The 24,445-nt window shown below is 42.6% G+C and carries 16 protein-coding genes; 7 read left to right on the forward strand and 9 right to left on the reverse strand.

What is annotated here, in order from left to right:
• Positions 1–106: 106 nt before the first annotated feature.
• On the reverse strand, positions 107–1,057 hold the full coding sequence (locus LEP1GSC047_RS09220) for a spermine/spermidine synthase domain-containing protein (protein WP_020988556.1): 951 nt from the start codon (positions 1,055–1,057) through the stop codon (positions 107–109).
• 267 nt (positions 1,058–1,324) lie between these two features.
• Between LEP1GSC047_RS09220 and LEP1GSC047_RS09230 the strand changes: the two genes are divergently transcribed.
• Complete coding sequence (locus LEP1GSC047_RS09230; RefSeq protein ID WP_010419596.1) at positions 1,325–1,858, forward strand: helix-turn-helix transcriptional regulator; 534 nt, start codon at positions 1,325–1,327, stop codon at positions 1,856–1,858.
• Between the two features lie 579 nt (positions 1,859–2,437).
• Positions 2,438–8,371, forward strand: a complete 5,934-nt coding sequence (locus LEP1GSC047_RS09235) for a trifunctional serine/threonine-protein kinase/ATP-binding protein/SpoIIE family protein phosphatase (RefSeq protein ID WP_020988545.1) — start codon at positions 2,438–2,440, stop codon at positions 8,369–8,371.
• Positions 8,372–8,559: 188 nt separating this feature from the next.
• Here LEP1GSC047_RS09235 and LEP1GSC047_RS09240 read toward each other — a convergent pair whose 3' ends face one another.
• The 4 genes from LEP1GSC047_RS09240 to LEP1GSC047_RS09255 are packed head-to-tail and all read right to left on the reverse strand — an operon-like array spanning position 8,560 to position 15,259.
• A complete protein-coding gene (locus LEP1GSC047_RS09240; RefSeq protein ID WP_010419591.1) occupies positions 8,560–11,643 on the reverse strand; it encodes an efflux RND transporter permease subunit in 3,084 nt (1,027 codons plus the stop codon).
• A gap of 50 nt (positions 11,644–11,693) precedes the next feature.
• Positions 11,694–12,815: an efflux RND transporter periplasmic adaptor subunit gene (locus tag LEP1GSC047_RS09245; RefSeq protein WP_010419589.1), complete on the reverse strand. Its 1,122-nt coding sequence runs from the start codon at positions 12,813–12,815 to the stop codon at positions 11,694–11,696.
• Complete coding sequence (locus LEP1GSC047_RS09250) at positions 12,812–14,095, reverse strand: TolC family protein (protein ID WP_010419586.1); 1,284 nt, start codon at positions 14,093–14,095, stop codon at positions 12,812–12,814. Before LEP1GSC047_RS09250 ends, LEP1GSC047_RS09245 begins: the two co-directional genes overlap by 4 nt.
• A gap of 12 nt (positions 14,096–14,107) precedes the next feature.
• Positions 14,108–15,259, reverse strand: a complete 1,152-nt coding sequence (locus LEP1GSC047_RS09255; protein WP_238325549.1) for a hypothetical protein — start codon at positions 15,257–15,259, stop codon at positions 14,108–14,110.
• A gap of 463 nt (positions 15,260–15,722) precedes the next feature.
• Here LEP1GSC047_RS09255 and LEP1GSC047_RS09260 point away from each other — a divergent pair, with 463 nt between their 5' ends.
• Together LEP1GSC047_RS09260 and LEP1GSC047_RS09265 are read left to right on the forward strand one after the other, a co-directional pair.
• On the forward strand, positions 15,723–16,406 hold the full coding sequence (locus LEP1GSC047_RS09260) for a response regulator transcription factor (protein WP_010419580.1): 684 nt from the start codon (positions 15,723–15,725) through the stop codon (positions 16,404–16,406).
• Between the two features lie 3 nt (positions 16,407–16,409).
• Positions 16,410–17,780, forward strand: coding sequence for an ATP-binding protein (locus LEP1GSC047_RS09265; RefSeq protein WP_010419576.1), 1,371 nt, complete (start codon positions 16,410–16,412; stop codon positions 17,778–17,780).
• Positions 17,781–17,990: 210 nt separating this feature from the next.
• Here LEP1GSC047_RS09265 and LEP1GSC047_RS09270 read toward each other — a convergent pair whose 3' ends face one another.
• Positions 17,991–18,836, reverse strand: coding sequence for an SDR family NAD(P)-dependent oxidoreductase (locus LEP1GSC047_RS09270; protein ID WP_010419574.1), 846 nt, complete (start codon positions 18,834–18,836; stop codon positions 17,991–17,993).
• Between the two features lie 217 nt (positions 18,837–19,053).
• A complete protein-coding gene (locus LEP1GSC047_RS09275; protein WP_238325550.1) occupies positions 19,054–20,793 on the reverse strand; it encodes a C45 family peptidase in 1,740 nt (579 codons plus the stop codon).
• A gap of 234 nt (positions 20,794–21,027) precedes the next feature.
• On the opposite strand from LEP1GSC047_RS09275, the gene LEP1GSC047_RS09280 reads away from it, so the two are divergent.
• From LEP1GSC047_RS09280 to LEP1GSC047_RS09290, 3 genes are all read left to right on the forward strand, one after another.
• The gene (locus tag LEP1GSC047_RS09280; protein ID WP_039934561.1) at positions 21,028–22,146 is read left to right on the forward strand and encodes a helix-turn-helix domain-containing protein; all 1,119 of its coding nucleotides are present in this window, start codon (positions 21,028–21,030) and stop codon (positions 22,144–22,146) included.
• Positions 22,147–22,209: 63 nt separating this feature from the next.
• Positions 22,210–22,422, forward strand: a complete 213-nt coding sequence (locus LEP1GSC047_RS09285) for an ABC transporter permease (protein ID WP_010419565.1) — start codon at positions 22,210–22,212, stop codon at positions 22,420–22,422.
• Positions 22,423–22,719: 297 nt separating this feature from the next.
• On the forward strand, positions 22,720–23,376 hold the full coding sequence (locus LEP1GSC047_RS09290) for a hypothetical protein (RefSeq protein WP_010419563.1): 657 nt from the start codon (positions 22,720–22,722) through the stop codon (positions 23,374–23,376).
• Positions 23,377–23,530: 154 nt separating this feature from the next.
• On the opposite strand, the gene LEP1GSC047_RS22355 is transcribed toward LEP1GSC047_RS09290, so the two are convergent.
• The gene (locus LEP1GSC047_RS22355) at positions 23,531–23,986 is read right to left on the reverse strand and encodes an IS66 family transposase (protein ID WP_337587471.1); all 456 of its coding nucleotides are present in this window, start codon (positions 23,984–23,986) and stop codon (positions 23,531–23,533) included.
• Positions 23,901–24,428, reverse strand: coding sequence for an IS66 family transposase (locus LEP1GSC047_RS22360; protein WP_020988571.1), 528 nt, complete (start codon positions 24,426–24,428; stop codon positions 23,901–23,903). Before LEP1GSC047_RS22360 ends, LEP1GSC047_RS22355 begins: the two co-directional genes overlap by 86 nt.
• Between the last annotated feature and the right edge of the window lie 17 nt (positions 24,429–24,445).

Genomic DNA, 24,445 nt, shown 5'->3' on the forward strand with positions numbered 1-24,445 from the left:
GAATTTCAACGGACCCGATACTTTTCAAATAAATTCGCTTTCTTTAAATTAGCTTCAAGTCAGAATCGCATCGAAAAATCAAAGCAACGAGTCCCGGTTCGTTGTCTCAATTGGGTTCTTTCGGATAGACGACGAGAGGCTTGTTGTCTTCGATGATACTCCCTTTTTGCAAAATGTTTTTACGCAAATCCTTAGATAGATTACTCGTCCCTATAAAAGTGTTCCCGTCAAAAAAAGATAATTTTGAGGATATCCTTTTTCGGACGATCATATCGTTGATTTTTTTCGAAGTCAAGGTCTCAAAGTTATGCCTTTGAGACGCTAAGAGAAAACCCCAGGTAGTATAGAAAGAGGGAATAAAGACCGAATAACTTAGGACATGCTTGAATGCGGTAGCCAAAGACCTTCGTATCACTGCGTGCTCCGACCAATCGGCTGGCGTAAGTTCCAGAGCCTGAATCGCGATAATTCCATCCTTCTTTAACTTAGAAGAGCAGATGGAATAGAATTGCTTTGAATAGAGATTTAGGATCGGATCGAATTTCTCCTCGACTCGTTCTCCAAAGCTCGATGTTAAGTCCAGTATTATTACATCAAAGCGTTCGTTCGTGTCTTCCAAATACTTACGGCCGTCTTCGAAGACTAAATTTACTCTAGGGTCCTGAAAAGCTCCCTTATGCCAATTTTGCATTCTTCGGGAAAATAATTGAACCAACTCCTGATCGATGTCGACCATCGTAACCGATTTAATCGTATTATATTTCAGTACTTCTCTTAACGTAGCGCCCTCTCCACCTCCGATTATCAAAATATGTTCTGTTTTCCGATTCAATAGACAAGCGGGATGAACCAAGGATTCATGATAAATGTATTCGTCTTGCCCTGCGGATTGTAATTCACCGTCGATAATTAGAGTTTCGCCGATCGACGGCAGTTCAACAAATTCTACTCTTTGAAACTTGGTCTTTCCTGAAAAATAGGTCTTTTTTTTGCGGTAGAAGTGAATTTCGTTTTCGTCGTAATAATCCATTATCCAGGATTTTGTGTTGATTTCCAAATGCGCGCTTCCTCAAGAAATTGCCTCGTAATTTTTTTTGAAGCAATTTCTTTGAATTATTTTTGTTTGAAAAAAAAATAAGATCGATATAACCTTCTTTCTTTGTCGCTTAACGATAAATTCGGCCTCCGTCGGGGCCCACCTTGTTAGTCGAAGATTAGCATTTTTGGAGCGATAGTAAATAGGTATCTTCCACATTTGCGGGATTTACTTATTCGTTTACCAATAGGGGATTTTTTAAGGATTAGTAATGACAGAGTCCGTCTTATGAAGAATAACTTCAGGCTAATATCGGGTTTATACCTTCTGTATATCGCGTTCGTCGTTATATGGATAGGAATGGAACTCCTTTCGATCGAGCGCATCCCGCTCTTTAAAACCGAATTTTTTATCCCAGCTAATTTCATCGAGGTGCTTTTGGGAATATCCAGTATAGTTATTTTTGTAAATTTATATTTAGAATTATCGAATGCAAGGAAGTTAATCAAGGAAGCTGAGATAAGTTTGAACAGACAGACTAAGAAATTGAATTTTCCGAGAGGAACCCAGCTTGGAGAGGAATTTTGGAGTTCGGTAAAACGCCAGTTCAGTCGATGGGAGTTAACTCCCTCGGAACAAGAACTCGCCAAATATTTGTTGAGAGGCTTTTCGAATCCGCAGATTGCCGCCATTCGGAAAAAAAGTCTAAGAACTATAGAGAATCAGACTCTTTCCATTTATCGCAAGACCGGTATGACGGGTAAGCTGGAATTCATCGCTTACTTTATAGAGCCGTTATTACCTGAAGAAGAGGATGATTGAAAGTGAGCAGAAGACAGAGGTCAGAGGACTGAAGACAGAACATTGATGAGCAAAGATTCCAAGATCTACAGAAAGATTCTTATGGTAACACGGATTTTTCCTCTACCTCTGATACGTTTTCGACATCGAGCAGCTTCTGTCTAGCGTGAGCAAAGCGAACGCATCTGTCTTCTGACCTCTGTCCTCTGAAAGGATATCCGGATCGAGTAGATACCCTAACTGGTTTTTACAATCGAAACTTCAATGCGGAAGTTCGATTGTTATCGATACTATGTTAGTCAATAATTTTTATCGTAATGCTTTATGTTTTAATCATTTTAGGTGCATCATCTTCCGGTATTAAGGGTTGGAAAGCATATCGCTCGCTAACGAACCCAAAAATATTCAAAAATAATCAATTATTTTTAGGACTTTTACTAAGGTCTTGCGTCTATTTAAACGCTACCTAAGAGAGTCATTCGCTGCCGTTTTGATGGCATCGCACCTTGACTTTAAACGAAAAAATACTAATCCGATTCAAACATCAACGATTCGAAAATCGTATGTTTTTACTTGTGGATAATTAAGAGGATACTGGACGTGTTAGAAGATTTTGATATCATCGAGACAATTCAGGAAAACTCCAGTACGAACGTATATCGAGCGGTCTCCAAAGCTGATAGATCCCTTTCGTTTATTGTTAAAGTATTGGCTACGGAATATCCGGACACCCGGGATTTAGCACGAATTCGTCACGAATACGAATTAAGTAAAGAGCTCGATATAGAAGGAATCGTTAAGCCGTTAGAATTGCGTCGACATGGAAACGGATACGCCCTCATTTTGGCAGATATCAATGGGGTTTCTCTTCAAAGTATTATTAGGAAAAGAAAATTCAGTTCATTGGAATTTCTTAAATTAGCAATTCCATTGAGCAAAACATTGGGCGAAATACATGTGCAGGGCGTGATTCACAAGGACGTCAAGCCCGCCAATATCATCGTAAAGGACGGTCACGAAGTTTATATTACGGACTTCGGATTATCCACCCGATTAAGTCGGGAAAAAGCTCTTTATTCGGCGACTGCGGCTTTGGAGGGAACACTAACCTATATAGCTCCCGAACAGACCGGACGGATGAACCGAAATACTGATAGTAGATCCGACCTTTATTCCTTGGGCATCACTTTTTACGAGATGCTGACGGGATCTCCTCCCTTTAAGTCGGAAGACGCGATCGATCTCATCCATAGCCATATTGCGAAAGTCCCGGCCAGCCCGCATGAGTTAGATTCCAAGATCGAATATCAACTTTCTAATATCGTAATGAAGCTGATTTCGAAAGCCGCAGAAGATAGGTATCAATCCGCCCTGGGTCTCGCCGCCGATTTGGAACGTTGCGGGCGTAATCTGGAAGAGGTAGGAAAAATTTCCGAATTTCAGTTAGGTCTTGAAGATTCGTCCGGTCGTCTTCAGATTCCTCAAAAACTCTATGGGCGCGCCGAGGAGGTCAAAACTTTACTTTCCGCCTTCGAAAGAGTGAGTCAAGGTGCTAGTGAACTTTTGCTGGTTCACGGTTATTCCGGTGTCGGAAAATCCGCTTTGGTTCATGAAGTTCATAAACCGATTACCGAAAAGAAAGGGCTTTTTATTTCCGGAAAATTCGACCAATTCCAAAGGGATATTCCCTATTATGCGATTCGCTTTGCACTGAAGGATTTATGCGAGTACTTGGTTACCGAAAGCGAAGAAGTCTTAGCGAACTGGAAATCGACGATTTTGAACGCCTTGGGAGCTAATGCGAGCGTCTTGATCGAGATAGTTCCCGAACTCGAATTGATTATAGGCAAGCAACCTGCCGCGCCCGAACTCAGTACGCAGGAATCGATCAGTAGGTTACACCAGGTTTTCCAAAATTTCGTCCGAGCTATCTCGAACCGGGAACATCCGTTGGTAATTTTTGTCGACGATCTTCAGTGGGCCGATTCCGGTTCGCTTAATCTTATCAAAATTTTACTCGCCGGAGCTGAAGAAAAGTATTTTCTCCTAATCGGAGCTTTTCGAGAGAACGAAGTGGACGGGACTCACGCTTTTTCGATGACTCTGGATGAAATAAGAAAGTCCGGCAGTTCGGTTCATTCTATCGCATTGAATCCGCTGCTGCGAGAAGACGTTAGCGACTTAACTATGGAATCTCTTGCTTCCGTGGAGCGGGAACTTATAACTCCTCTGGCCGAGCTTATATACTCGAAAACGGGAGGAAATGCTTTCTTTGTTAACGAGTTTTTAAAGAATCTATATGAAGAGAAATTGATCTATTTCGATTTCATGGAAAAGAATTGGATTTGGGATATTCGAAGTATCGAATCTAAAAATGTGACGAGTAACGTGGTTGAGCTGATGTCTCAGAAGATAGACAGGCTACCGGAAGAAACTAGAAGAATTCTTCAATTGGGAAGTTGCGTCGGGAGTAAGTTCTCACTGAAAATTATTTCCATCGTTTACGAAAAGAACGAACGGGAAACCTTACTCGATCTATGGAAATCCGTCGAAGAAGGGTTAATCCTTCCCTTGGATAATAATTATAAGATTCTTCAGGGGCAATCCAACGGGAATAAGACCGATATTGACCGTCAAAGATTAGAAGTCGACAGTATGCTCGACGCTCATTTTCAATTCCTCCACGACAAGGTGCAGGAGGCGGCCTATTCCGGAATAGGCGAGGATCGAAAAAGGGAAGTACATTTAAGGATCGGTAGGCTATTACTCGATCGAACCGAATCGAGCCAGTTGCCGGAACGGATATTTTCGATCGTAAACCAGTTTAATCTAGGGTCCGAATTGATTTTAGACGTATCTGAAAAATCTAAATTATGCGAACTGAATCTATTTGCCGGAAAGAAAGCCAAACAATCGAGCGCCCATAGCAGTGCCGTTACTTTTTTTAAGCAGGGTATCGCTCTTTTAAATGAAGCACACTGGAAACATCAGTATGATCTTTCCTTCGAATTATATTCCGAAAAAGCCGATTGCGAATATAGCGCCGCGCTGCTCGAGGACTGCGAACAGGACGTAAAAATCGCACTGGAGAATGCAATCGGGCAGGATCATAAAACTGCGATATATCAAATTTACCTTCATCTACTATATCAATTGAATCGTCATCGGGAAGGAATCGAGGTCGGTATCGACGCTCTGAAATATCTCGGTGTCAAGATTCCGAAAAACGTAAAGAAGGTTCATATAGCTCTTCTTTACGTTCGATTTAGAATCCTATTGGGCAGAAGAAAAGCCAGGGATTTGGTAGAATTGCCCGAAATCACCGATAGACGCATTTTTAACGTATGCGCGATTATTTACGACTTAGTTCCCTCCGCTTATCAAGTCTTTCCTGATTTAATGGGCTATATCAGCCTGCTCATGGCTATGTTTTGTTTAAAATACGGTAACTCAATTTACTCGGGTTTTGCTTTCGCTATGATAGGAGTAATAATGTCAGGGGTGACCAAAGAATTGGAAGGTGGCTTTAAATTCGCGGAACTAGCCGAGACACTTTCCGAAAAATTTTACGATATAAACGTAAAAGCGAAGGTCCATTTTGCAATCGGAAACTTTAATATACACTGGGTATTACCGATGCGCGAACATAAGTGGTACGTCGATATCGCTTTGAAGACGTCGTTAGAAGCTGGTACGATCAATTGGGCTGATTACTCGATGACTTTTTCGAGAATTCAAGGCATTTTCTTCAGCGATAAGAATCTGGAGTCCATTTTAGAGGAAAACGAAAAGATCTACGAAATGTATCTAAAGCACAAGGATCGAGAGGTGATTCTGAATCATTACCTGCTTCTGAATTTCTTAAACGATCTGATGATACGCGATAATAATTCGCCCGACCCATTTTCTTTCGATGAAGGCGATTATGAAAAGGAGATGCAAACTCCCGGAAATTTTACTATCCGAACTTATTTCCATACCTTAAAAATGATTCGGAATTTCATGCACGAAAATTGGGAATCTGCCCTATCGCACGGCTGGAACGGATTCAAGATCGTCCTAGAAGCAATGGGAAATATGCTGGATTTTCAAGTTCGTTACTATTTCGTACTTTCCTGCCTTTCTTATCAAATTTCTAGCAAGAAGTCCTTAAGCATTAAGTTTAAATTAGCGTACAAATTGAATCGGTTTTTGTTAGGATATTATAGTAAAAAAAACCCGGCCAATTTTTTGGCACACGATTTGTTGGTTTCCGCTTTGGAAGCCCAGCTAGAGGGAAGACACGATGCCGGAACTCTTTTCGAGAAAGCCGCTAAGGAATCGCATCATGCTCAATTTACGGTTAATGAAGCACTCGTAAATGAATACACTGCTAAGTTCTATATCGCAAACGGCATCGAAAAAGCGGCAACAGCATACATGACCGAAGCAGTATATTTATATTCGATTTGGGGAGCGAGCGCTAAAGTAAAACAACTCGAGGAGAATTACGGGTATTATATCAGGAAGCCCAATTCTCCCAAAATTGTGGAATCCGTAAGTTTACGGGAAACCCACTCTAGTACTAGTAATAATCGATCGAACACTCTAGACTTAACTACGATATTAAAAGCATCTCAGGCCGTGTCCGGCGAAATACGACTGGATAAACTTTTATCCGAATTGATGCAAAACCTAATTCAAAATACCGGAGCAGAAAAAGGCTTATTGATTCTGGAAGAAAATAGAAACTGGGTTATCCGAGCCGAAGGTAATGCGAACGGAAATATCGAAGTCCTAAGTTCCGAATCGTTATCGCAGAGTAAAAAAATCCCTCGGGCGATTATCAATTATGTTCTTAGAAGTAAGCAACCCCTCGTATTAAGTCGCGCTTGGCTAGATATTCAATTTCAAAACGACGCATATATTATAGAAGTGAAACCGCAATCGGTTCTTTGCGCTCCGATTATGAATCAAGGGAAATTAAGCGGAGCGGTTTATCTTGAAAATCGACTCACGGCGGATGCCTTTACTCCGGATCGCCTTCAAGTCGTTAATATACTTTCCTCTCAGGCGGCTATATCGCTTGAGAATTCTCTTTTATACGAAAACCTGGAAGAGAAAGTTCGAGAACGTACTAACGAATTATCCAAACTATTACTCGAAATCCGAGAACTCAAACATCAACAGGATGCGGATTATTTTCTTACGTCTTTACTACTTGAGCCGCTGGGAGAAAACAAAACCAGCGGAGAGAATGTAAAAATAGAATTCTTTTTAAGACAAAAAAAACACTTCACGTATAAGAATAACGAATATTCGATCGGCGGGGATCTTTGCGGTGCTCATAATATATTTTTAAAAAATAGAAAATACACCGTATTTATGAACGCGGACGCGATGGGTAAGTCCATTCAAGGCGCTGCAGGAGCTTTAATAACCGGTTCGGTCTTCGAATCGATCATTCAACGTACGAAGTTATCCGAATATTGGCAAAATTTTCCGCCTGAGCAATGGATTCGAAATAGTTTTATCGAACTTCAAAAAGTCTTCGAGAACCTTGAAGGGACGATGCTGATTTCGATACTAATAGGAGCTGTCGACGAATTAACTGGTACCGTATACACGATTAATTCTGATTACCCGGCTCCTATTCTATTTAGAAAAGGCAAGGCTCAGCACCTTCCTCCATCGAATTTCTTTTTAAAATTAGGAGTAAACCCCTTCATAATCAACGGAAATAGTAAAAACAATTCCCAAAAAATCGCAACTTACCTTTCCGTTGATGTGTTTTCCCTTCGGGACGGTGACATATTGATCACAGGTTCGGACGGAAAGGACGACATCGATTTACATTCCGATAAAGACGAACTTCCGGAAAAGAATCAGGATGAAAATATGATTCTCTCTTTGATCGAGGAATCTAACGTAGATTTGGAAAAACTATATGAATTGATACGAGGGAAAGGAGAATTAACGGACGATCTATCACTTATGCGGCTCTCATTCCATAAATTAAAAAAGGGTAAAACGGCCGTAACTCAAAATATTCTCTATACTTTGGATCAGTTTCGTCAAAAGCAAATCGCAAACGATTGGGAAGGAGCCATCGCGGAACTCAAGAAATCGTATAAGCTCGGATATAAACATCCTTCGCTTTTGAAGATGATGGCTCGGTTGTATTATAAATTAAAAAAATTCAGAGCGGCAAGTCTGATCGCGCATCGATATTTTCTGCTGCGGCCTGCCGATAACAGTAATCTATTCTTACTTTCTCTCTCCTTCTTTCAAATCGGCAGAATTTCTCGGGCGCTGGAAACCGCCGAAAGCCTCGTTTTGAGAAAAAGGGAACATGCGGGTTACCTAGTTCATTATGCGAATATTTTAGCGGCGACGGGCGATAAAACTGCCGAGTCGTTTCTTCAAAGAGCCGAATTATCCGATCCCGACCTTCCGTCTATTTCCAAGCTTCGAAAGAAAATAAATGAGAAGGTAAATCCCGTTAAATACGCTCGCAACGATATTCATGCTTCAATGAGCGCGGGTTCCCGTTAAAATATAAACCGCGATTTATGCCGGGAAGATAAATCGATTCCTCGTCCCGCTTATCAAGTCAAATCAACGGATAAAATTCATCGTACTCTGACAGAGCGGGATTTAGATGCTCGCCTTCAAAAGTAAATTAAAAGTATCTACTTTCTTTGTTATTGAAATATCCATCCGATCGTTAACGCAGTATAGGATTATCCGCTTTTATTAAATTTTCCGTTACTCACTCTCTTCTCCAGCATGTAATACAGAACGGGCAATGCAAAAAGAGTAATACCGGTACCGCTAATGAGTCCGTAAACGATCACAGTCGCGAGCGGTCTTTGAACGTCGCTACCGATTCCCGTTGCGACCGAGGCCGGAAGAAGTCCGAGGGCAGCAACCGTAGCAGTCATTAGAATCGGTCTCAATCGATTCGTGGCACCGGATATCACCGCGAGCTTTAACGGTACCTTATTAGCTATTAATTCGTTTAGATGCGAGACCATAATCACACCGTTTTGAATTGCGACTCCGAAGAGCGCTATAAAACCCACCGAGCTGGATACGTTTAAGGTCATTCCCCGCACTATTAATGCGATTAGGCCTCCGAGAAGGGCAGCGGGCACGATGGACAATAATAAAAATGCGTGTCTAAGATTTCCGAAGGCTACGTAAAGAAGCGTAAACATCACGCATAGTATAAGAGGAAGAATTATGGACAATCTTCGATTCGCTCTTTCTTGATTCTCGAGTTGACCTCCCCAAACTATTCTATATTTCTTAGAATCGTATTTTATTTTGTGAGAAATATTCTCCTTCGCTTCCGAAACGAAGGAAGACAGATCTCGTCCATGTAGATTAACTTTTACCGTTAAGTGTCTTTGATTGGATTCCCTTGTAATCGTACTTTCTCCCGTCGTTAATTTTACGTTCGCGACTTGAGAAACGGGAATTTTCGCGCCGTTCGGAGAAGTCAGCATTAAATTACTGATCGCTTCCGGCGTATTTCTAAACGCTTCCCCGTATCGGACCGTAATATCGTATTTTTTTTCGCCGAGAAATAGATTGGAAATCGCTTGTCCTCCGATGGCCGCCTCTATGAGGTCGGAGATATCGGAGACGTTTAAGCTATATCTTGCGGCGGTGGCCCGATCTATTTTTACCTGTATTTGAGGTAGGGGTGGTTCCTGATCGATTCCCACGTCGGAAGAGCCCGGGGTCGACTTTAAAACCTCCGCTATTTTCTTTGTAAGCTCGCGGGTCTCCCTAAAATCGTCTCCGAAAACCTTGATAACCAATTCGCTGTGGGCACCGGAAATTTTATCGTTTACGTTATCGATCATAGGTTGGGAAAAACTGATCGTGTAACCCGGCATTTTTAAATAATGATCCCTGAGCGCACCTACAAGTTCCCTCTTGGTTCGCCCGCTTTTCCAAGTGTCGTACGGCTTTAGTCCTATCGAGCATTCTATATGCGATGGAGTCCAGGAATCGGTGCCATCGTCGTTACGTCCGGTTTGCGTAATTACATGCGAGACTTCTTCGAATTTCAGCGTTTCCTTTCGTAAGTCGTCGGCCATTTCCGCACCTTTAGCTAGAGAAATTCCGGGAGGAAGTTGTACTTGAAGCCATATAGAGCCTTCGTCCAATTCGGGTAAAAAATCCTTTCCGATTACTATAAAAAGAGCGAAGCACAGTAATAACGCACCGGCCGCGAATTTTAAAATCCGTAACGGATGCTCTATCAGGTCCGTGATTTTTTTTTGATAAAGAACCGTAATTCTTTCCAGCCACTTATTGTGATAAAGCCGTTGAGGCCGTTTATAAGCGATATAGGAGATCGCCGGAATCAACGTTAAGGCGATGAATAGCGCGCCCGCTAATGCATATCCGACGGTGTAGGCCATAGGCGTAAATAGCTTTCGTTCGATTCTTTCGAATGCAAAGAGCGGGATATATGCGGTTATAATGATTAGAGTGGCGAAGAAGATAGGGGAGGCAACGGCGGAGGCAACTTTTGCCACATCAGGAATCTGTAATGTATCCGCCTCCTTCTCCTCTTTCAACTTAAGAATGCTTTCCATCATGACGATGGAGCCGTCCACTATGATGCCGAAATCGATGGCTCCTAATGAAAGTAAATTCGCGGGAATGTTCGTGAAATTCATCAGGATAAATGCGATTAATAGGGAGATCGGAATCGTAAGGGCGACTAATAGAGCACCTCTAACATTCCCCAGAAAAAGGATCAGAACTACGATCACTAATCCGATCCCTTCTAAAAGGGTTTTAGATACTGTGTTTAAAGTAGTGTTGACGAGATCGATCCTGTCCATATACGGAACGACTTTGACGCCGGACGGGAGAAGGCCGTTGTTCAGTTCATCCACTTTCGCATGAACTCCCTTAAGGACCGCACTCGGATTTTGGTATCTCAGGAGTAAAACTATTCCGGACACCTCGTCATTCTTAAAATCCCGTCCTAAGATTCCTTTTCTTCCAAGTTCGCCTAATTTTAAATCACCCAAGTCCTTTAAAAAGATAGGAATTCCTTTTCGAGTATCTACTACGATATGCCCGAGATCTTCCAGCGAACGGATCAATCCGATTCCTCTAACCACGTAGGCTAGGTCCCCCATTCTGAGGATACTTCCTCCGGAATTCGTATTATTCTTTTGGATCGTATCGATCACCTGAGCCAATGATATATTGAATTGATTCAATTTATTAGGATCGATTTCCAACTGAAATTGAGTGGTAATGCCGCCGAAATTGGCGACATCGGCGACTCCGATCACTTGCTTCAGCTTTGGAATGACCACCCATCGTTGTAATTCCCTTAACTCCCGTGCATCCTTGCTAGAAGATTCGAGAGTATACCGGAAGATTTCTCCGATGGGGGAGGTGAGGGGATCCAATTCCGGCTTTGTGTCTCCGGGAAGTTGAACGCCTTCGATTCTTTCCTTGATTCTTTGTCGTGACCAATAGTCTTCGACTCCTTCCTGAAAGACCAAGGTGATGACGGATAATCCGAAGGTGCTTTTGCTTCTAATAATGGATAAACCGGGCATTCCGTTGAGAGCTCGCTCCAGAGGAATCGTGATTTGCTCTTCTATCTCTTCCGCCGCTCTTCCCGGAAATTGGGTGATCACTTGGGAAGTGACGTCGGCTATATCGGGATAGGCTTCGATCGACAATTGAGTCCAGGAATAATACCCGAACACACATAAAAGTATAAACAGGACGAATATTAAAATTCGTTTTTCGATCGATTTTAGAATGTATTGATGGATCATTTTATTTTAATTTTCTACTATATTGCCAAGACCGAAAGATCCGAAACCGTCTATTTCACTTTCAATAGATAAAAACTTCCGTCCGTAATGATACGGTCGCCCACGATTAAGCCGTCTATTATCACCGCGTCTTCCGTCAGGGATTCGGTGTCATCGGTCTTGACTTCGCGCTTCTCGTAACTTTTTTCCGACTTTTTGACGAACACGAATTTTTTATCCCCTTCCTGTATTAGAGCTTTAGAAGGAATTAATATACTTTTCTTCGGTTTCGATTGGAATATGACGGTGGCAAACATTCCCGGTTTCAGTTTCCTTTCGGGATTTTGGAATTCCACACGGACTTTTACGGTCCGGCTTTCCGAGTCCAGAATATCGTCCATGAATAGGACTTTTCCGTTGAAATTCTCTTCCGGATAGGCCGAAACCCTCGCGAAACAGGAATCTCCTGCATTCACGAATCTGATATCCTTTTCCTGAACGTTCGCCGTTATCCAAACGCTAGATAAATCGGCTATCGTGATCAAGGTCTCGTTCGCATCGTTATGAAATTCTCCGGGCGCGATATTCATCGACACGATTCTTCCTTTTATCGGGGAATAGACCTTTAGTGGTTCTCCGAGGGCGGTATGTTCCGGATCTATTTTATACATTTTTAATCTTATTTCCGACTGATTCAACTGGCTCTTGATCACCTCGTAATTCGTTTTGGCCTGTTGAACTTCCTTTTGCATTCCGACTCCATGCGTTAGCAGATCGGTTTGTCTTGTTAAATCTATTTCCGCCTGCAGTAGCTGGGCTTTGGCGCTCAAATAATCTTTTTGGGCTTGGGCCAATTCGGGAGTGTCGATGCTGAATAAAATCTTACCCGGCGAGACAGGCTCTCCTAACTTTACATAGAGCGTAACGATTCTTCCGACCAAAGGAGGAGTCACCTTGACCATCTTAGTCGAATTCGCCTCGACGGAGGCCGGTGCCTGAATTTCCTTTACAAAATCCTTCAGATGAACCTCCCCTATGTGAATTTTACTCCGGAGAGGAGAATTTTCAGGAATGATAAAATAATCGCCTTCGATTCTAAAATCTTCGATCGGTTCCGAGTCGGTGATTTTCTTTTTGCAGTTTGCCGAGTTTAGCAAAGACGGGAGTAAGACTAAAATTAATAGTTTCTTCATATACTGATTTCCCATATTCCGGATGCTCTCTGCAACTCCACCACCTTCGTAACGTAATTCCGGAGATCCTGATAATAAGCGAAGTAAACGCTATTCAATGTTCGTTGCGCCGCCAATACGTCCGTGAGTGTCGTATTTCCGCGTTTATAGTTGTACATTCTACCCTGAAAAACCTTTTCGGCGTCGGCCAAGATACTGCTTTTGTATATCTTTAGCTGTTCCTTAGCCAGTTGGTATTGCAAATAGGCCGTCTTTACCTGCACTTCCACTTTCAACTTGGTAGCTTCAAGGTCCACTTCGGATTTACTTATCCGATACTTCGCCATTTCCAAATCTCCGGTGTACATATTCGAAAGCGGCATGGTAATTCCGAAAAAATATGTCAAGGCATAGTAGGAGGGACTCGGACCGGTTGCATTCGTGGACCTAGTATAAAAATTGTTTGCAACCTCGAAATTAAAATTCGGAACCCGATTCGCTTCCGTTAATTTCAGATTATATCTGGAAGAGACTTTATCGTATCTAGCTGCGATTACATCCGGCCTATTTTCCATAGCGAAGGCGATCAGCTTTTCAAGATCATATTCCTTCGGTTGAATATTCAGGTCTCCTCGGGGATAGAATAATCTACTTCTATCCTTCTTACACATAAAAAGAATCATATTCAGAGCCGCTGCTCGCAGATCGGATTCGGAGGAGATCAGGTCGTTCTTCATTAAATTCGCTTCGACCTGGGATTGCGTCACGTCCAGTTCGGTGATGTCGCCGAATTTCAATTTAATGGCATTCGATTCGGCCAGTTGAAAAAGGGATTTATACGATTCTTCCTTTCTCTTCGTAACCAACATGATCGCGAGAGTGTTTACGTACGTTATCGTAGCATCCGCTCTGAGTTGAAGAAGAAAGTCCGCGAATTGAGCCCGGGATTGATCGGCGACTGCCGTTTGATAATCGATGCGAGCCCCTCTCTTTCCTCCCAATTCAACCGTCCCTTGAAAGCCGGCGTACCATTGCTGCGGTAAATGCTTAGAGGATATATCTGCGGATTGATTTCCCAATACTAGATTCGGATTCGGAAATTTACGCGCGACGTCGATTTCGGATTTGGTTATATCAACGTTGTATTTTCTAGACGCTAGTTCGTAATTATTGTCCAATACTTCGTTGAGATACGTTTGGAAATCGATTTCTCGAACCGGGGCCTCTTTCATTAGATCCGATTGAGAAAATAGACTGATTATCGGAAAAAGCACCAGTATGTAAAGGATTCGATGTTTCATACTCTTGTTCGCTCAAAATTGTATCGGATAAAAAGCCGAGATCGTGACGTTGGTAAGGCTCGCGTGAAACTGATTTTGAATATGCGCCGAGATGACCGTATAGGACAATTTTGATTTAATTCCGAATATGGTCGGAAATTCCAAAAATGCGTTGAATGCAAGCGCATCCTTATTCGAAATATGTTCTTTTGTTTTAGGTTTATAACTCAAGAATGCGGCCGAATAGGGATCCACTCCCAAGTTAAAGACCAATTGATTGAAAGTAAGTAGATCTAGTTTTCTACTCGTGTACCCGTCCGCTAATACGATGGCCGCGAACTCCCGCTGATTATAATTGCTAAGCGAATTCATGAGCATTAGGGGATCTTTTAATCCGGCCAAATAATTATAGGCTCCGAAAGCTCGCACATACTCTTGCGGATTGAAATTTCCGGAAGAATCAACGCTGCTTAAAGCCAGGAAAGGTTCGTTTCTATTTTTTATATATAAGTCTCCGTCCGCATTCAAATATCCGATTCCACCTGCTACACCTAACCTAAATCCGTCGGAATTCGATTTACCGAGAAAAAGTACGGGCAGAAGTAAGGAATAAAATCCTTTCATATCGGTTCCTAGATCCTCCCGTTTGGTTCTATTCTGTAGTCGTGTGTTTACGAAATTCACGAGTCCGAAGTTATTAAAGGTAATATTATCCGGCAGAGAATCCACTTCCTGATTGTCCATATCGAAGGTCGAAGTGCTACTGAGGAACTGGAATCCGAACCAATCCGAAATTTTAAAGTCCCTGGATTTAATTTCCAGAAATAGATTCGGCTTTACGTAGTGGGACTGGGTCATCAGACCTACGTAATCCCCCCTACGAATTGCAGCTTCGGTATGAGAAAGGCTAATTCCCGGATTTACCGAAAAATACTTCGTCCTATATTTTTCCGTTTCTTGATTTTCCTTTCTTAGTTTCTCTTCCAGACTGACTGCGGTGTTCTCCTTAATAAGTTCCCCCCAACGGTCGATTTCTTGCGTATATACGGGATAAGATAGGGAAAAGAGGAAAGCGAGTCCGCAAACTTTTAATAAGAATGACCCAAGTCGAAGCTGAACGAATTTGCTTCTGCATCGATCGATCGAAGCCGACGAGACTTTATATTTTGAAGATTTTCTCGGCATTCTCCAGAGTCGAAGCTCCGGGGCGAAAGACTTCGCTTTACAAACCCGGAGAATCATCGTAATTACGGATAGAGAATTCATTTCATTGAAAAAGGAAAGTCATTTCTTTCTAGATTCCTGCTTACACGAAACTTCAAGTGCGGGAGCCTTAACAATATCTTTTCCATATTTTAGCCTTAGTACAGGATTAGAATTTTATTAGAAATTCATTAGGATTCATCCCGGAGAATTTGTCAAATTTCCGAAAAACGATCGTTTCCTCTACGTCAAAAAAAGTCGAAACGAACGACAGGGTCGCGTCCGCTTATCAAACGATAAACTTATTGAAAACGTAAACTAGCATTTCTCTCGCGTATCGTAAATCGCGAGTTTTTGCAGGAGATAGTAAAGAATCCTCGGGATTCACTTCGTTTTAAGATTTTGATTTTCAAATTAGCGAGAAACGGAAAAAAAGGAGTATCCTATGAAAATCCTCATCATCGAAGACGATGTTCGAATGGCCGATCTTATTAAAAGAGGATTGGAAGAGGAAGGCTTTGAAGTTTCGGTCGCATACGACGGCAATATGGGCAGAAAGTTGTCCTTAAATTACGAATTCGATTTAATTATCACCGATATAGTTCTCCCGGTTTTTAGCGGATTAGAATTATGCAAAGAGATCAGAAATATAAAACCGTATATTCCGATCATCATGCTGACCGCTCTCGGTGCGACGGACGATAAGGTGGAAGCTTTCGACGCCGGAGCCGACGACTATCTAGTAAAGCCCTTCGATTTCAGGGAGCTTCATGTGCGAATTCGGACCCTGCTAAAAAGGGCGAATGCGAGCGGTAGTGGTCAGGGATTTTTGCTAAGATTCTCCGATTTAGTAATGAATATGCAGACAAAGACGGTTTCCCGTGCCGGAGTGGAGATCGAATTGACTCCGAAAGAGTTTAAGTTTTTGGAATACTTAGTGAGAAATAGCGGTCGAGTTTTGTCCAGGCGGGAAATAGCGGAAAAGGTTTGGGGCACGAATTTCGATACGGGCACGAATTTTATAGACGTATATATAAATTACTTACGAAAGAAAATAGACAGAGACTTTTCCACGAAACTGATACATACTAAATCCGGAATGGGTTTTATACTAAAAGAAGGCCCGTGACTCGTGAAAATTAGACTTAAGCTAACCTTATTATTCACCGCACTTTTTTCCACCTTACTTTTGATGTTCGCGCTTACGGTTTATGCTTCTTTTAGTAATAATAGAGAAGAAGAATATTATAAAAGACTAAAAAGCCAGGCGGTCACGAAGGCCGAGCTCCTACTGGAAGCGAAAGTTCCACCCGAGGTACTTCAGCTGATCTACAAAAGTTCCCCGAATTCGCTTTTCGAGGAGGAGATCGCCATCTACGACGAAAATTTGAAGCTACTGTACCATGACTCGGTGGAGTTGGACAAGGTTAAGGAGACGCCGTCCATGTTTCAGGATATCCTGGAACGAAGCGAAATCAAATTCTATACGAATAATCTTCAGGCGGTAGGATTGCTGCATATTCATGACGGGAAAAAATATATCATAACCGCTGCGGCTATAGACGGGTACGGGTTTGCAATTCTACAGAAGCTTAAATACAGACTGATCATAGCCTATATCGTTATGGTTGGTCTGACCTTAATTTTAGGCCGCTTATTCGCCAAGCAATCCTTAAATCCGGTGTCCAAGCTAGTCGGCAAAGTCGCGGAAATTACCGCCACGAGTCTTGATTCGAGAATCGTAGTCGGAAAAGGAAAGGATGAAATAACCGAACTGGGTCTCACCTTTAACGAAATGTTAGATCGGTTAGAAAAGTCGTTTAAGGCGCAAAAAGAATTCATCTCGAACATATCTCACGAATTGCGCACGCCTTTGTCTGCGATCGTTGCCGAGTTGGAATTATCGCAAAACAAGAGAAGGACCGTCGAGGAATATAGGAAAATCATAGGACTTACTTTATCCGATTCGAAAAAATTGGTTCGGCTAATAAGCGACTTACTTGATCTCGCAAAAACGAGTTACGATCCCTCCGCAATCAGTTTTAGGCGCGTTAGAATCGACGAAGTGCTATTGGATGCAAGATCCGAATTGATCGCCAAAAATAAGCATTATAACGTCGATTTGGTTTTTAGCGACGATTTCGAACAATCGGAGGCGCTTACTATAAGCGGGAACGAATATCTAATAAAATTAGCTTTCGTGAATATTATGGAGAATGGATGCAAATTCTCGCCGGACAATCGATCTCAAGTTTTCATTAAAATGGGCCAGGAGAATTCACTGATTCTTGAATTTAAGGATTGCGGGATCGGAATCGAAAAGGAGGACCTGCCGAGAGTCTTTAACTTCTTCTTTAGGGGTGGGAACGGAAAATATGCGGAAGGAAACGGAATCGGTTTATCTTTGACGCAAAACATCGTCTTGCTTCACAAAGGTTCGATCGACATTCAGTCGAAGCCTAAGGAAGGGACGTCCGTAAACCTGGAGTTCGATTTATCTTAAGTTGCTTTTTATTGGCATTGCCCTTAACCATTCGCTTTCGCCGATATTCGATGATCGTTTTGGGCAGGCAATGCGAGCGTTATCATCTAAATTTCAGAGTTTGAAAGGACATTCCTTTCCTATCAATCAACTCGTTCCGGTTAAAGGTAACTTGAAGACTTGTAGACGGTCCGGAAACTTTTCCTATCATGAATACTTATAAAGATTCGGTTATGTTTTTTTCGAAAGACGCGATTGGGCAGACCGTAGCTCCCCATCCGCAATCTTTAGAGTCAATTCGGGAAAATGTCTGGCTAGGAAGTACTGAAGCCAGGAGTCCCAGGTAGCGTATCCGAAAAATTTCCTGGACGGTAACCAGTCGATCAAGGCTTTAGCTACAGTATCCACGGAATGAGTCGCATTCAATGCGGAACCCATTTCAATCTCTTTACATAGTGGAGGCTTATCTTCGTTCTCTTTCGACAGACCGGGAGTGTCGGTAGTCGGCGGTAGGAACAGTTTTACTCGAACGTTATGTAACAGCATCTCTTGCCTAAAAGCCTGTGAAAATCCTACGATCGCGAATTTACTCGCGGAATAAGCCGAGTATCCGTAAACGGATAAGATCGCTAGCATAGAAGAAACGAACACGATATCTCCCGAACGCTGCCGAGTGAAATGGGATTGAAACGCTTTTGCTAAATTCACATGCCCGAAAAAATTCACATCCATCAGCCGGCGAAATGCGCTTTCGTCCAAAGTTTCCACCGTTCCCGCCTGAGCGTAACCGGTATTGCAGATTAAAATGTCGAGGCCGCCTAGGGTATCCAGTACCTTCTCAGCGGCGAGACCGACTTTAACCGAATCGGATACGTCTACGATCACATGTCCGAAAATCGCCGACGAACTACCGCAATCCTTCAATTCCTCGAGCGTTTTCAGCAAGCCGGATTCTCCTCTCGCGCCGATCATTACGCTTGCCCCTAATTTAGCGAACGACATAGCAAGACCTTTTCCGATCCCGGCGGATCCGCCGGCGATAAAGATTTTTTTACCCTGAAACGGAGATGGATTCATCGGTTCTTTCTTCCTTTAGCCCTAGTTGCGCCAGGAACGCTGGCATAGTAGTGATACATATTCTTTATTCTCCATTACGGTCAATTTTAAATACCATAATATAGTAATGTTTCTCGGGGAGAAAGAGTCATACAAGCTCATTCCAACCGAAGATAAGAAGTTGACGCCCATTGCGGTTTCTTGGAAAATTCGCTTCCGTTCTCGCTTGGATCCCCGCTCAAAGTTCGTTTGCGTCCACTAAAAGAAAATTGGGAGAGACTTTTCTTAGCTTTCTTGCGGAGTAGCTTCCGTTATCGGTGAAGGCCTTTTTTTTCCAGACGAAGTTTTCGGCGGAGTCGTTTCCTTTCTGAATCTTACGATAGATATGTTCGGATCTCTTTTCTTTCCCGGAAGCGGCCAAGGTTCTTGCAAGCCAGAGCTCCGCCTGCTGTTTACGAAAAGATGACGATTCCGAGGCAATCGCTTCTTCCAAAAGTTGCACTCCTTGTCTAAACCGATCTTTTTCCAAATGCAGTAATGCCTCCAAAAACAAGAGAGACGGATCATTTACGGCGTATCGACCCGCCAATTGGAGTTCCTCGATTACTTTGTCCAGGTCGGAGGAAGTCGCAATGTCGTTCAATAACATAGCATTTTTATAATGTTTAACCGCTATTCTCGGTTCCGAATTATCCGCCTTACCGTTCTGTGATTGAGCTTTCTGAGGGAGGTTTATGATTTTATGACCGGGGGAGTCCCAACGAATCGGAATTTCAATATACGGGCCGTTGCCGGTCGGCGCCGTTCCCACCGAAATATGGATTTTTTCGGCTTCCGGACTCATGATGACCGATTTTACCGAAGTAATCTGTCTGATAGTCGAACCCATTACCCTTTGAGCGCCGCTTGTCGGATCGATTGAGTCGTTTAACAAATTCTGCAGATCGATTACGCTCGTACCTTTCTTCTTTTGCTCGTCCAAGAGTTGTCGTGCACGACTATACCTACTATGACTGTGATGGTAAAAAACCGGAGCCGCCAACAATTCTCCGTGCTGTAGTCGAGAGCTTAGATAATGATTCGTATTCACGAAACTCTCGGCTCCTTGATTGGAATACGTTACATCCACATCCCCATAGTTGGTTTCTATCACGGCAGCCTTAGGACCTTTTTCCGAATGATTCGTAACTATTGCCCCCCAGGTGGAATTAATTTTGTGGGATCTTGCTATTCTTGCAGCCTCATCTATCGTTTTGGCTTCGGAAATAATTTCATGACCGAAGTCGATTACTCCTAATCCTCCAAAGCCGATTTTTCTATGGAATCTGGTATGAAACGCGATCGTTAAACCGGCTTCGTTGAACGCGGTGATACCCGGAACATCCGCGCCCCGACATGCGATGTAACCGTATCGCAAGCCGTTCGTCGGAGTACAAAACACGATGATCGGTCGTAGGTCCCAAACATCGACTCCGGGAAAATCGAAGTTACGGGCATGGTACAAATTTCCGTCACGGCTTTGGTCTCCCCAAACTGCAACACTCGTGCATGCCGGAACCAATTGCGAGTTCCCCCAACCGGTGATGTGGCCTAACTCGGGAAGAATTTGAATTTTCCCCAAGAGACCTACAGCATTTTGAAATGCGTCCATGGTAAATAGTTCTCTTTCGATTCGGGAAGATTGACCGGCCACCGCTAATGCGGCAAGGGTCCGTTTAGAGAATTCCAAGGGTCTATGCTTCCTCATTTTGCCCTGTAGTACTTTTACGAAAAGAGAGGTGACTCCCTTAGCCAAGGCATTCCGACTTCCCCTAGGCATACTGCCTAAGAGCAAGTTTTGAGCCATGGCAGGATAGAAATCGAAGATCGGTTCGAACTGACCTATAACGTTCATGATTTCGCCGAACTGTCGGCCCATTTCCTCTTGGGTTCCTTTGAGCTGTAAAACTGCCAGTGGGTGCGTCTGTTGCTGATTCATATTCTTAGGATATCATCAGAGATACGTATATCGACCGCTCCTATAGGTTAGGGCGTTCTATCCTATCGGATAGGACATTTTCTTTGCCCATCGTTCCTGCTTATTTTTTAAATTGTCGGATTTGATCCGATTTCCAAGTTCGAGAAGGATTTTTCGGCTTATATCGTTCCAAGAACGGCAAAAAGATATGGAAGAGGAATGATTCCTGAGGATTCATTGAAAAAGAACAACGGTATGGAATTCATTCACTACGGCTTAAAAACGATGATCTACTTCGGAGCGGGGATTTCATTTCTCTATGCATTCCTCGAGATCGTTAAGCGAAACTCTTCCAGCAAATTATTAGTGTTAGTGATGTTTTTAACCGGAACAATTCTCATTCGGTACGGTTGGTACTCCGATTCGAAACATACGGAGAATCCGTATTTATTTCTATTTCTTCACACTAGCATAACTCTCGTCGGTCCTTTGATTTATCTTTACGGAAGTTCCCGCCTTCACAAATCCTTGGACGAAAACGTCGGCCTCCGAAATCTCGCGATTAAATACGGCGCTCATTTTTTTCTTCCTTCTTTCGTTGCCATTTCCGAAATTTTCTATTTTCAAAAGGATTCTATAGAATTGCGATACCTAGTTCGGCAAAGTGCGGTTCAATTCGATTGGGATTTAATACATTTCGGGACGCTAATCGCCTGTGTTCAAGTCTCCGTGTATTCTTTATTCTGCTTACATATCTATCATAAGATAAGCCGTAGATACGAGATTTACGAGCTTAAGTTGGTTTGGATTATTCTTCTCTTACCGGTGATTGCTAATAGCATGATCGGACCTGCTTTCTTTTTAAAGAATTTTCTTTTATTCGAAATCGGAGCCGCCTGTATAAGTGTAATCGTTCTGATGATGTTCGTTTTGAAGGAAAGATACCCTAGCTTTTTTAAGGAAATCGATCTGGTCATTCAAACCGCCAAATACCAAAATACCAGCCTTCTTCCGAAAGATATTCAACAAGCGGACGAAAGGCTGAAAGAAATATTGGAACGGCAAAAATTCTATCGTGATAGCGAACTTCGCCTAACGGACTTAGCTGCGGGTCTGGGGTTGACGGTTCACCAAACTTCTCGCTATTTGAACGAAATCCATAAAATGAGTTTTTACGAATTAATAAACCATTATAGAGTCAAGGAAGCCTGCAGACTTTTAATCGCCAATCCTAAAACATCGGTGTTGGAGATCGGTTTTGAAGTAGGCTTTAATTCTAAATCTACCTTTAACTCCCAATTCGTAAAAGCAACTGGAATGTCCCCGGCGTTATACAGAAGAAAATTTAACGGAGTCCAAACCGCAGACGTTTGATTTTTAGAAACGAGTTGCGGGTACTATGACTTATGCAACTGCAGTCCAGGCCGGCTACCGACTATGCCCTTATTTTTTGTCAGTAACGCAATCTATCCGATTGAAATCATGTCCGATTGGCTTAAAGTAATCTCCCATGTGAATTCTCTTACTTACGTGATCGATGCTCTTCGTTCCTCAATGCCGGACTTTCCCTTAAATTTCGGAGTTCCGTTTATCTCCTCGTTTTTGGTAGTTCTTATCGGCGGGAGATTATACAAAAGGGTGGGGGCATAAACTTTTTTTTATTCGTCTTGAACTCTTTTCATATGCGTCCCTATTTACTTATAGGAATTTCCATCAGTTTAAATTCTTGGAAAATAACAAAAAAATGTGGCCTTTCCATTATAAACTATAAAAATCGGGCGATCCGGGGTCAAATACGGATATATTTTGTAGTCGTTTAGCAATAAGGACTCAATTCCGACTTTGCGAGCCAGTTAAGACGTATCCAAATAATTTTTTCTTTTACTGGACCGCGAAACTCTAAAAAGGCTATTCGATCTTTATCAATTCAATGGAGACGGGAAAAAGATGAACTTGGCGGATTTGGCCAGTAAATTAATCGAATATGAAAGCCGCACCTATCATGATCAAACCGGAAAACCGATCATCGATCTCGATAATAAATTCGCTATTTTTGGAATTCGAGGTTATACGCTCCCGAATAACGTTTTAACGAAGAATGACGATAAAATTAACGCCTATAACGACTCGCTGATTCTGCTCAGAAAAACGACCCAATTGGAATGCCATTCGTACAATGCTACGTTAGATCCCGGATTGACTTGGTTACGAATGGCAATGAATCCGTTAGGAACCGCGCGATTAAAAGAAGGTCTCTATAAATATAAAATCGGGATTCACCGAGGACATCCCGCGTTGAATCAAGACTCTCAGGTTACGGTCCAAAGATACAAGGAGCATTCGGATCAATCGCCCTGGGTTTCCTGGAAAGAAGAAAAACCGAGCGTTTTCCAGACGGGTTGGTTCGGCATCGATATTCACGCTAAATCGACTCCGTCGGAAGAGGTAAATGCCGCCAGCGCCGGATGCAGCGTAGTGGATAGCACTTGGGAAGGGTCGCTTTGGAAGGAATTTTTCGGTTTTATCCAGTCGGTAAAAGCTACGCAATCGTTTTACTACTATTGCGTGTTAGACCAAGCAACTGTGGACGGTTTAGTCCAATGAAATTCTGAGAAAGTATTAATTTCAGTCCGGGATCGATAATTTTTTGATAAGGAATAAAGTTTTCGCGTTGCGACTCAAATTTGGAATTTTGATCATCGCACGCGTAGGCCTTGACGCGAACCGGCATAAACGGCGGATTACGGTAAGCGATCAATTAACCCCATCCCATAGCGTTTGAAAAAAGACTTTCAAAATCTTGTGTTGAATGGGAGGCAGGCACCCCTTCGAAAAGAGTACGAAGGACGGCATAGGGATCTCTTTTGTTAGCGATAGCGGTTTGAACGATAGAAAAAAAGAAAGTGCTGGCCTCAGCTCCGTCAGGGCTGCCTGAGAATAGCCAATTCTTTCGTCCGATTACGAAGGGCCGAATTCCATTTTCGACAAGATTGTTATCGATATAAAATTCTCCATGAGAAAGATAAATCGTCAATCGCTCCCATTCGTTTAAGGTATAGCGAATTGCCTCGCCGATCGGACTCTTTGGAAGGACTTGAGAATAGGCACTGTCTAAGAATGTTTTTAAATCATCCAAAATAGGTTTTGATTTTTCTTCCCTGATTTTTTGAATCTTTGAAAATAAACACAGAGAGTGAAGTTTTTGTTTTCGAATTTCTTTTTCGACCGCGTAGACCTCTCATACACTTGTTATGACATATTGCAATACGATCTTCTTCCGACTGCCAGACCGAGTAAAATTTCCTTCTCGCGTGCGCGAAGCATCCTCCATGAAGCACTCCTTTCCAATTTCTAAAATTGGAATCATAGCTACTAAAAGCGTCGGTCTGAATACAACCCTGGTATCGATTCAAGAATTTCGGGATGAACTCCGCAGACCTTGTTTCTCTATAAAGATAAAGTAATACCGGTTTATCCGGATGACCTCCTCGAAACAGCCACATATACGACTTAGTCGTATTGGATCTGTTCGGTTCTTTCATTACTTGAAGCGTAGTTTCGTCTATCCCGATCAAAGATCCTTCGAGTAACTGTTGTTTTAAAATAGAAACGAATGGCTTGCACTTCTCATACACTTGTTTTGTCCAATTGCACATCGTTNAACGGGGCAATT

This window comes from Leptospira inadai serovar Lyme str. 10 (assembly GCF_000243675.2).
Lineage (GTDB): Bacteria > Spirochaetota > Leptospiria > Leptospirales > Leptospiraceae > Leptospira_B > Leptospira_B inadai.

Excerpts from the sequence above, each read along its gene's own strand:
- LEP1GSC047_RS09275 (WP_238325550.1), bottom strand. The coding sequence starts at position 20,793 with ATGAATCAGCAACAGACGCACCCACTGGCAGTTTTACAGCTCAAAGGA.
- LEP1GSC047_RS09230 (WP_010419596.1), top strand. The coding sequence starts at position 1,325 with ATGAAGAATAACTTCAGGCTAATATCGGGTTTATACCTTCTGTATATC.
- LEP1GSC047_RS09255 (WP_238325549.1), bottom strand. The coding sequence starts at position 15,259 with ATGCCGAGAAAATCTTCAAAATATAAAGTCTCGTCGGCTTCGATCGAT.
- LEP1GSC047_RS09285 (WP_010419565.1), top strand. The coding sequence starts at position 22,210 with ATGCCCTTATTTTTTGTCAGTAACGCAATCTATCCGATTGAAATCATG.
- LEP1GSC047_RS09250 (WP_010419586.1), bottom strand. The coding sequence starts at position 14,095 with ATGAAACATCGAATCCTTTACATACTGGTGCTTTTTCCGATAATCAGT.
- LEP1GSC047_RS22360 (WP_020988571.1), bottom strand. The coding sequence starts at position 24,428 with ATGTGCAATTGGACAAAACAAGTGTATGAGAAGTGCAAGCCATTCGTT.
- LEP1GSC047_RS09290 (WP_010419563.1), top strand. The coding sequence starts at position 22,720 with ATGAACTTGGCGGATTTGGCCAGTAAATTAATCGAATATGAAAGCCGC.
- LEP1GSC047_RS09245 (WP_010419589.1), bottom strand. The coding sequence starts at position 12,815 with ATGAAGAAACTATTAATTTTAGTCTTACTCCCGTCTTTGCTAAACTCG.
- LEP1GSC047_RS09270 (WP_010419574.1), bottom strand. The coding sequence starts at position 18,836 with ATGAATCCATCTCCGTTTCAGGGTAAAAAAATCTTTATCGCCGGCGGA.
- LEP1GSC047_RS09260 (WP_010419580.1), top strand. The coding sequence starts at position 15,723 with ATGAAAATCCTCATCATCGAAGACGATGTTCGAATGGCCGATCTTATT.
- LEP1GSC047_RS09240 (WP_010419591.1), bottom strand. The coding sequence starts at position 11,643 with ATGATCCATCAATACATTCTAAAATCGATCGAAAAACGAATTTTAATA.
- LEP1GSC047_RS09280 (WP_039934561.1), top strand. The coding sequence starts at position 21,028 with ATGGAATTCATTCACTACGGCTTAAAAACGATGATCTACTTCGGAGCG.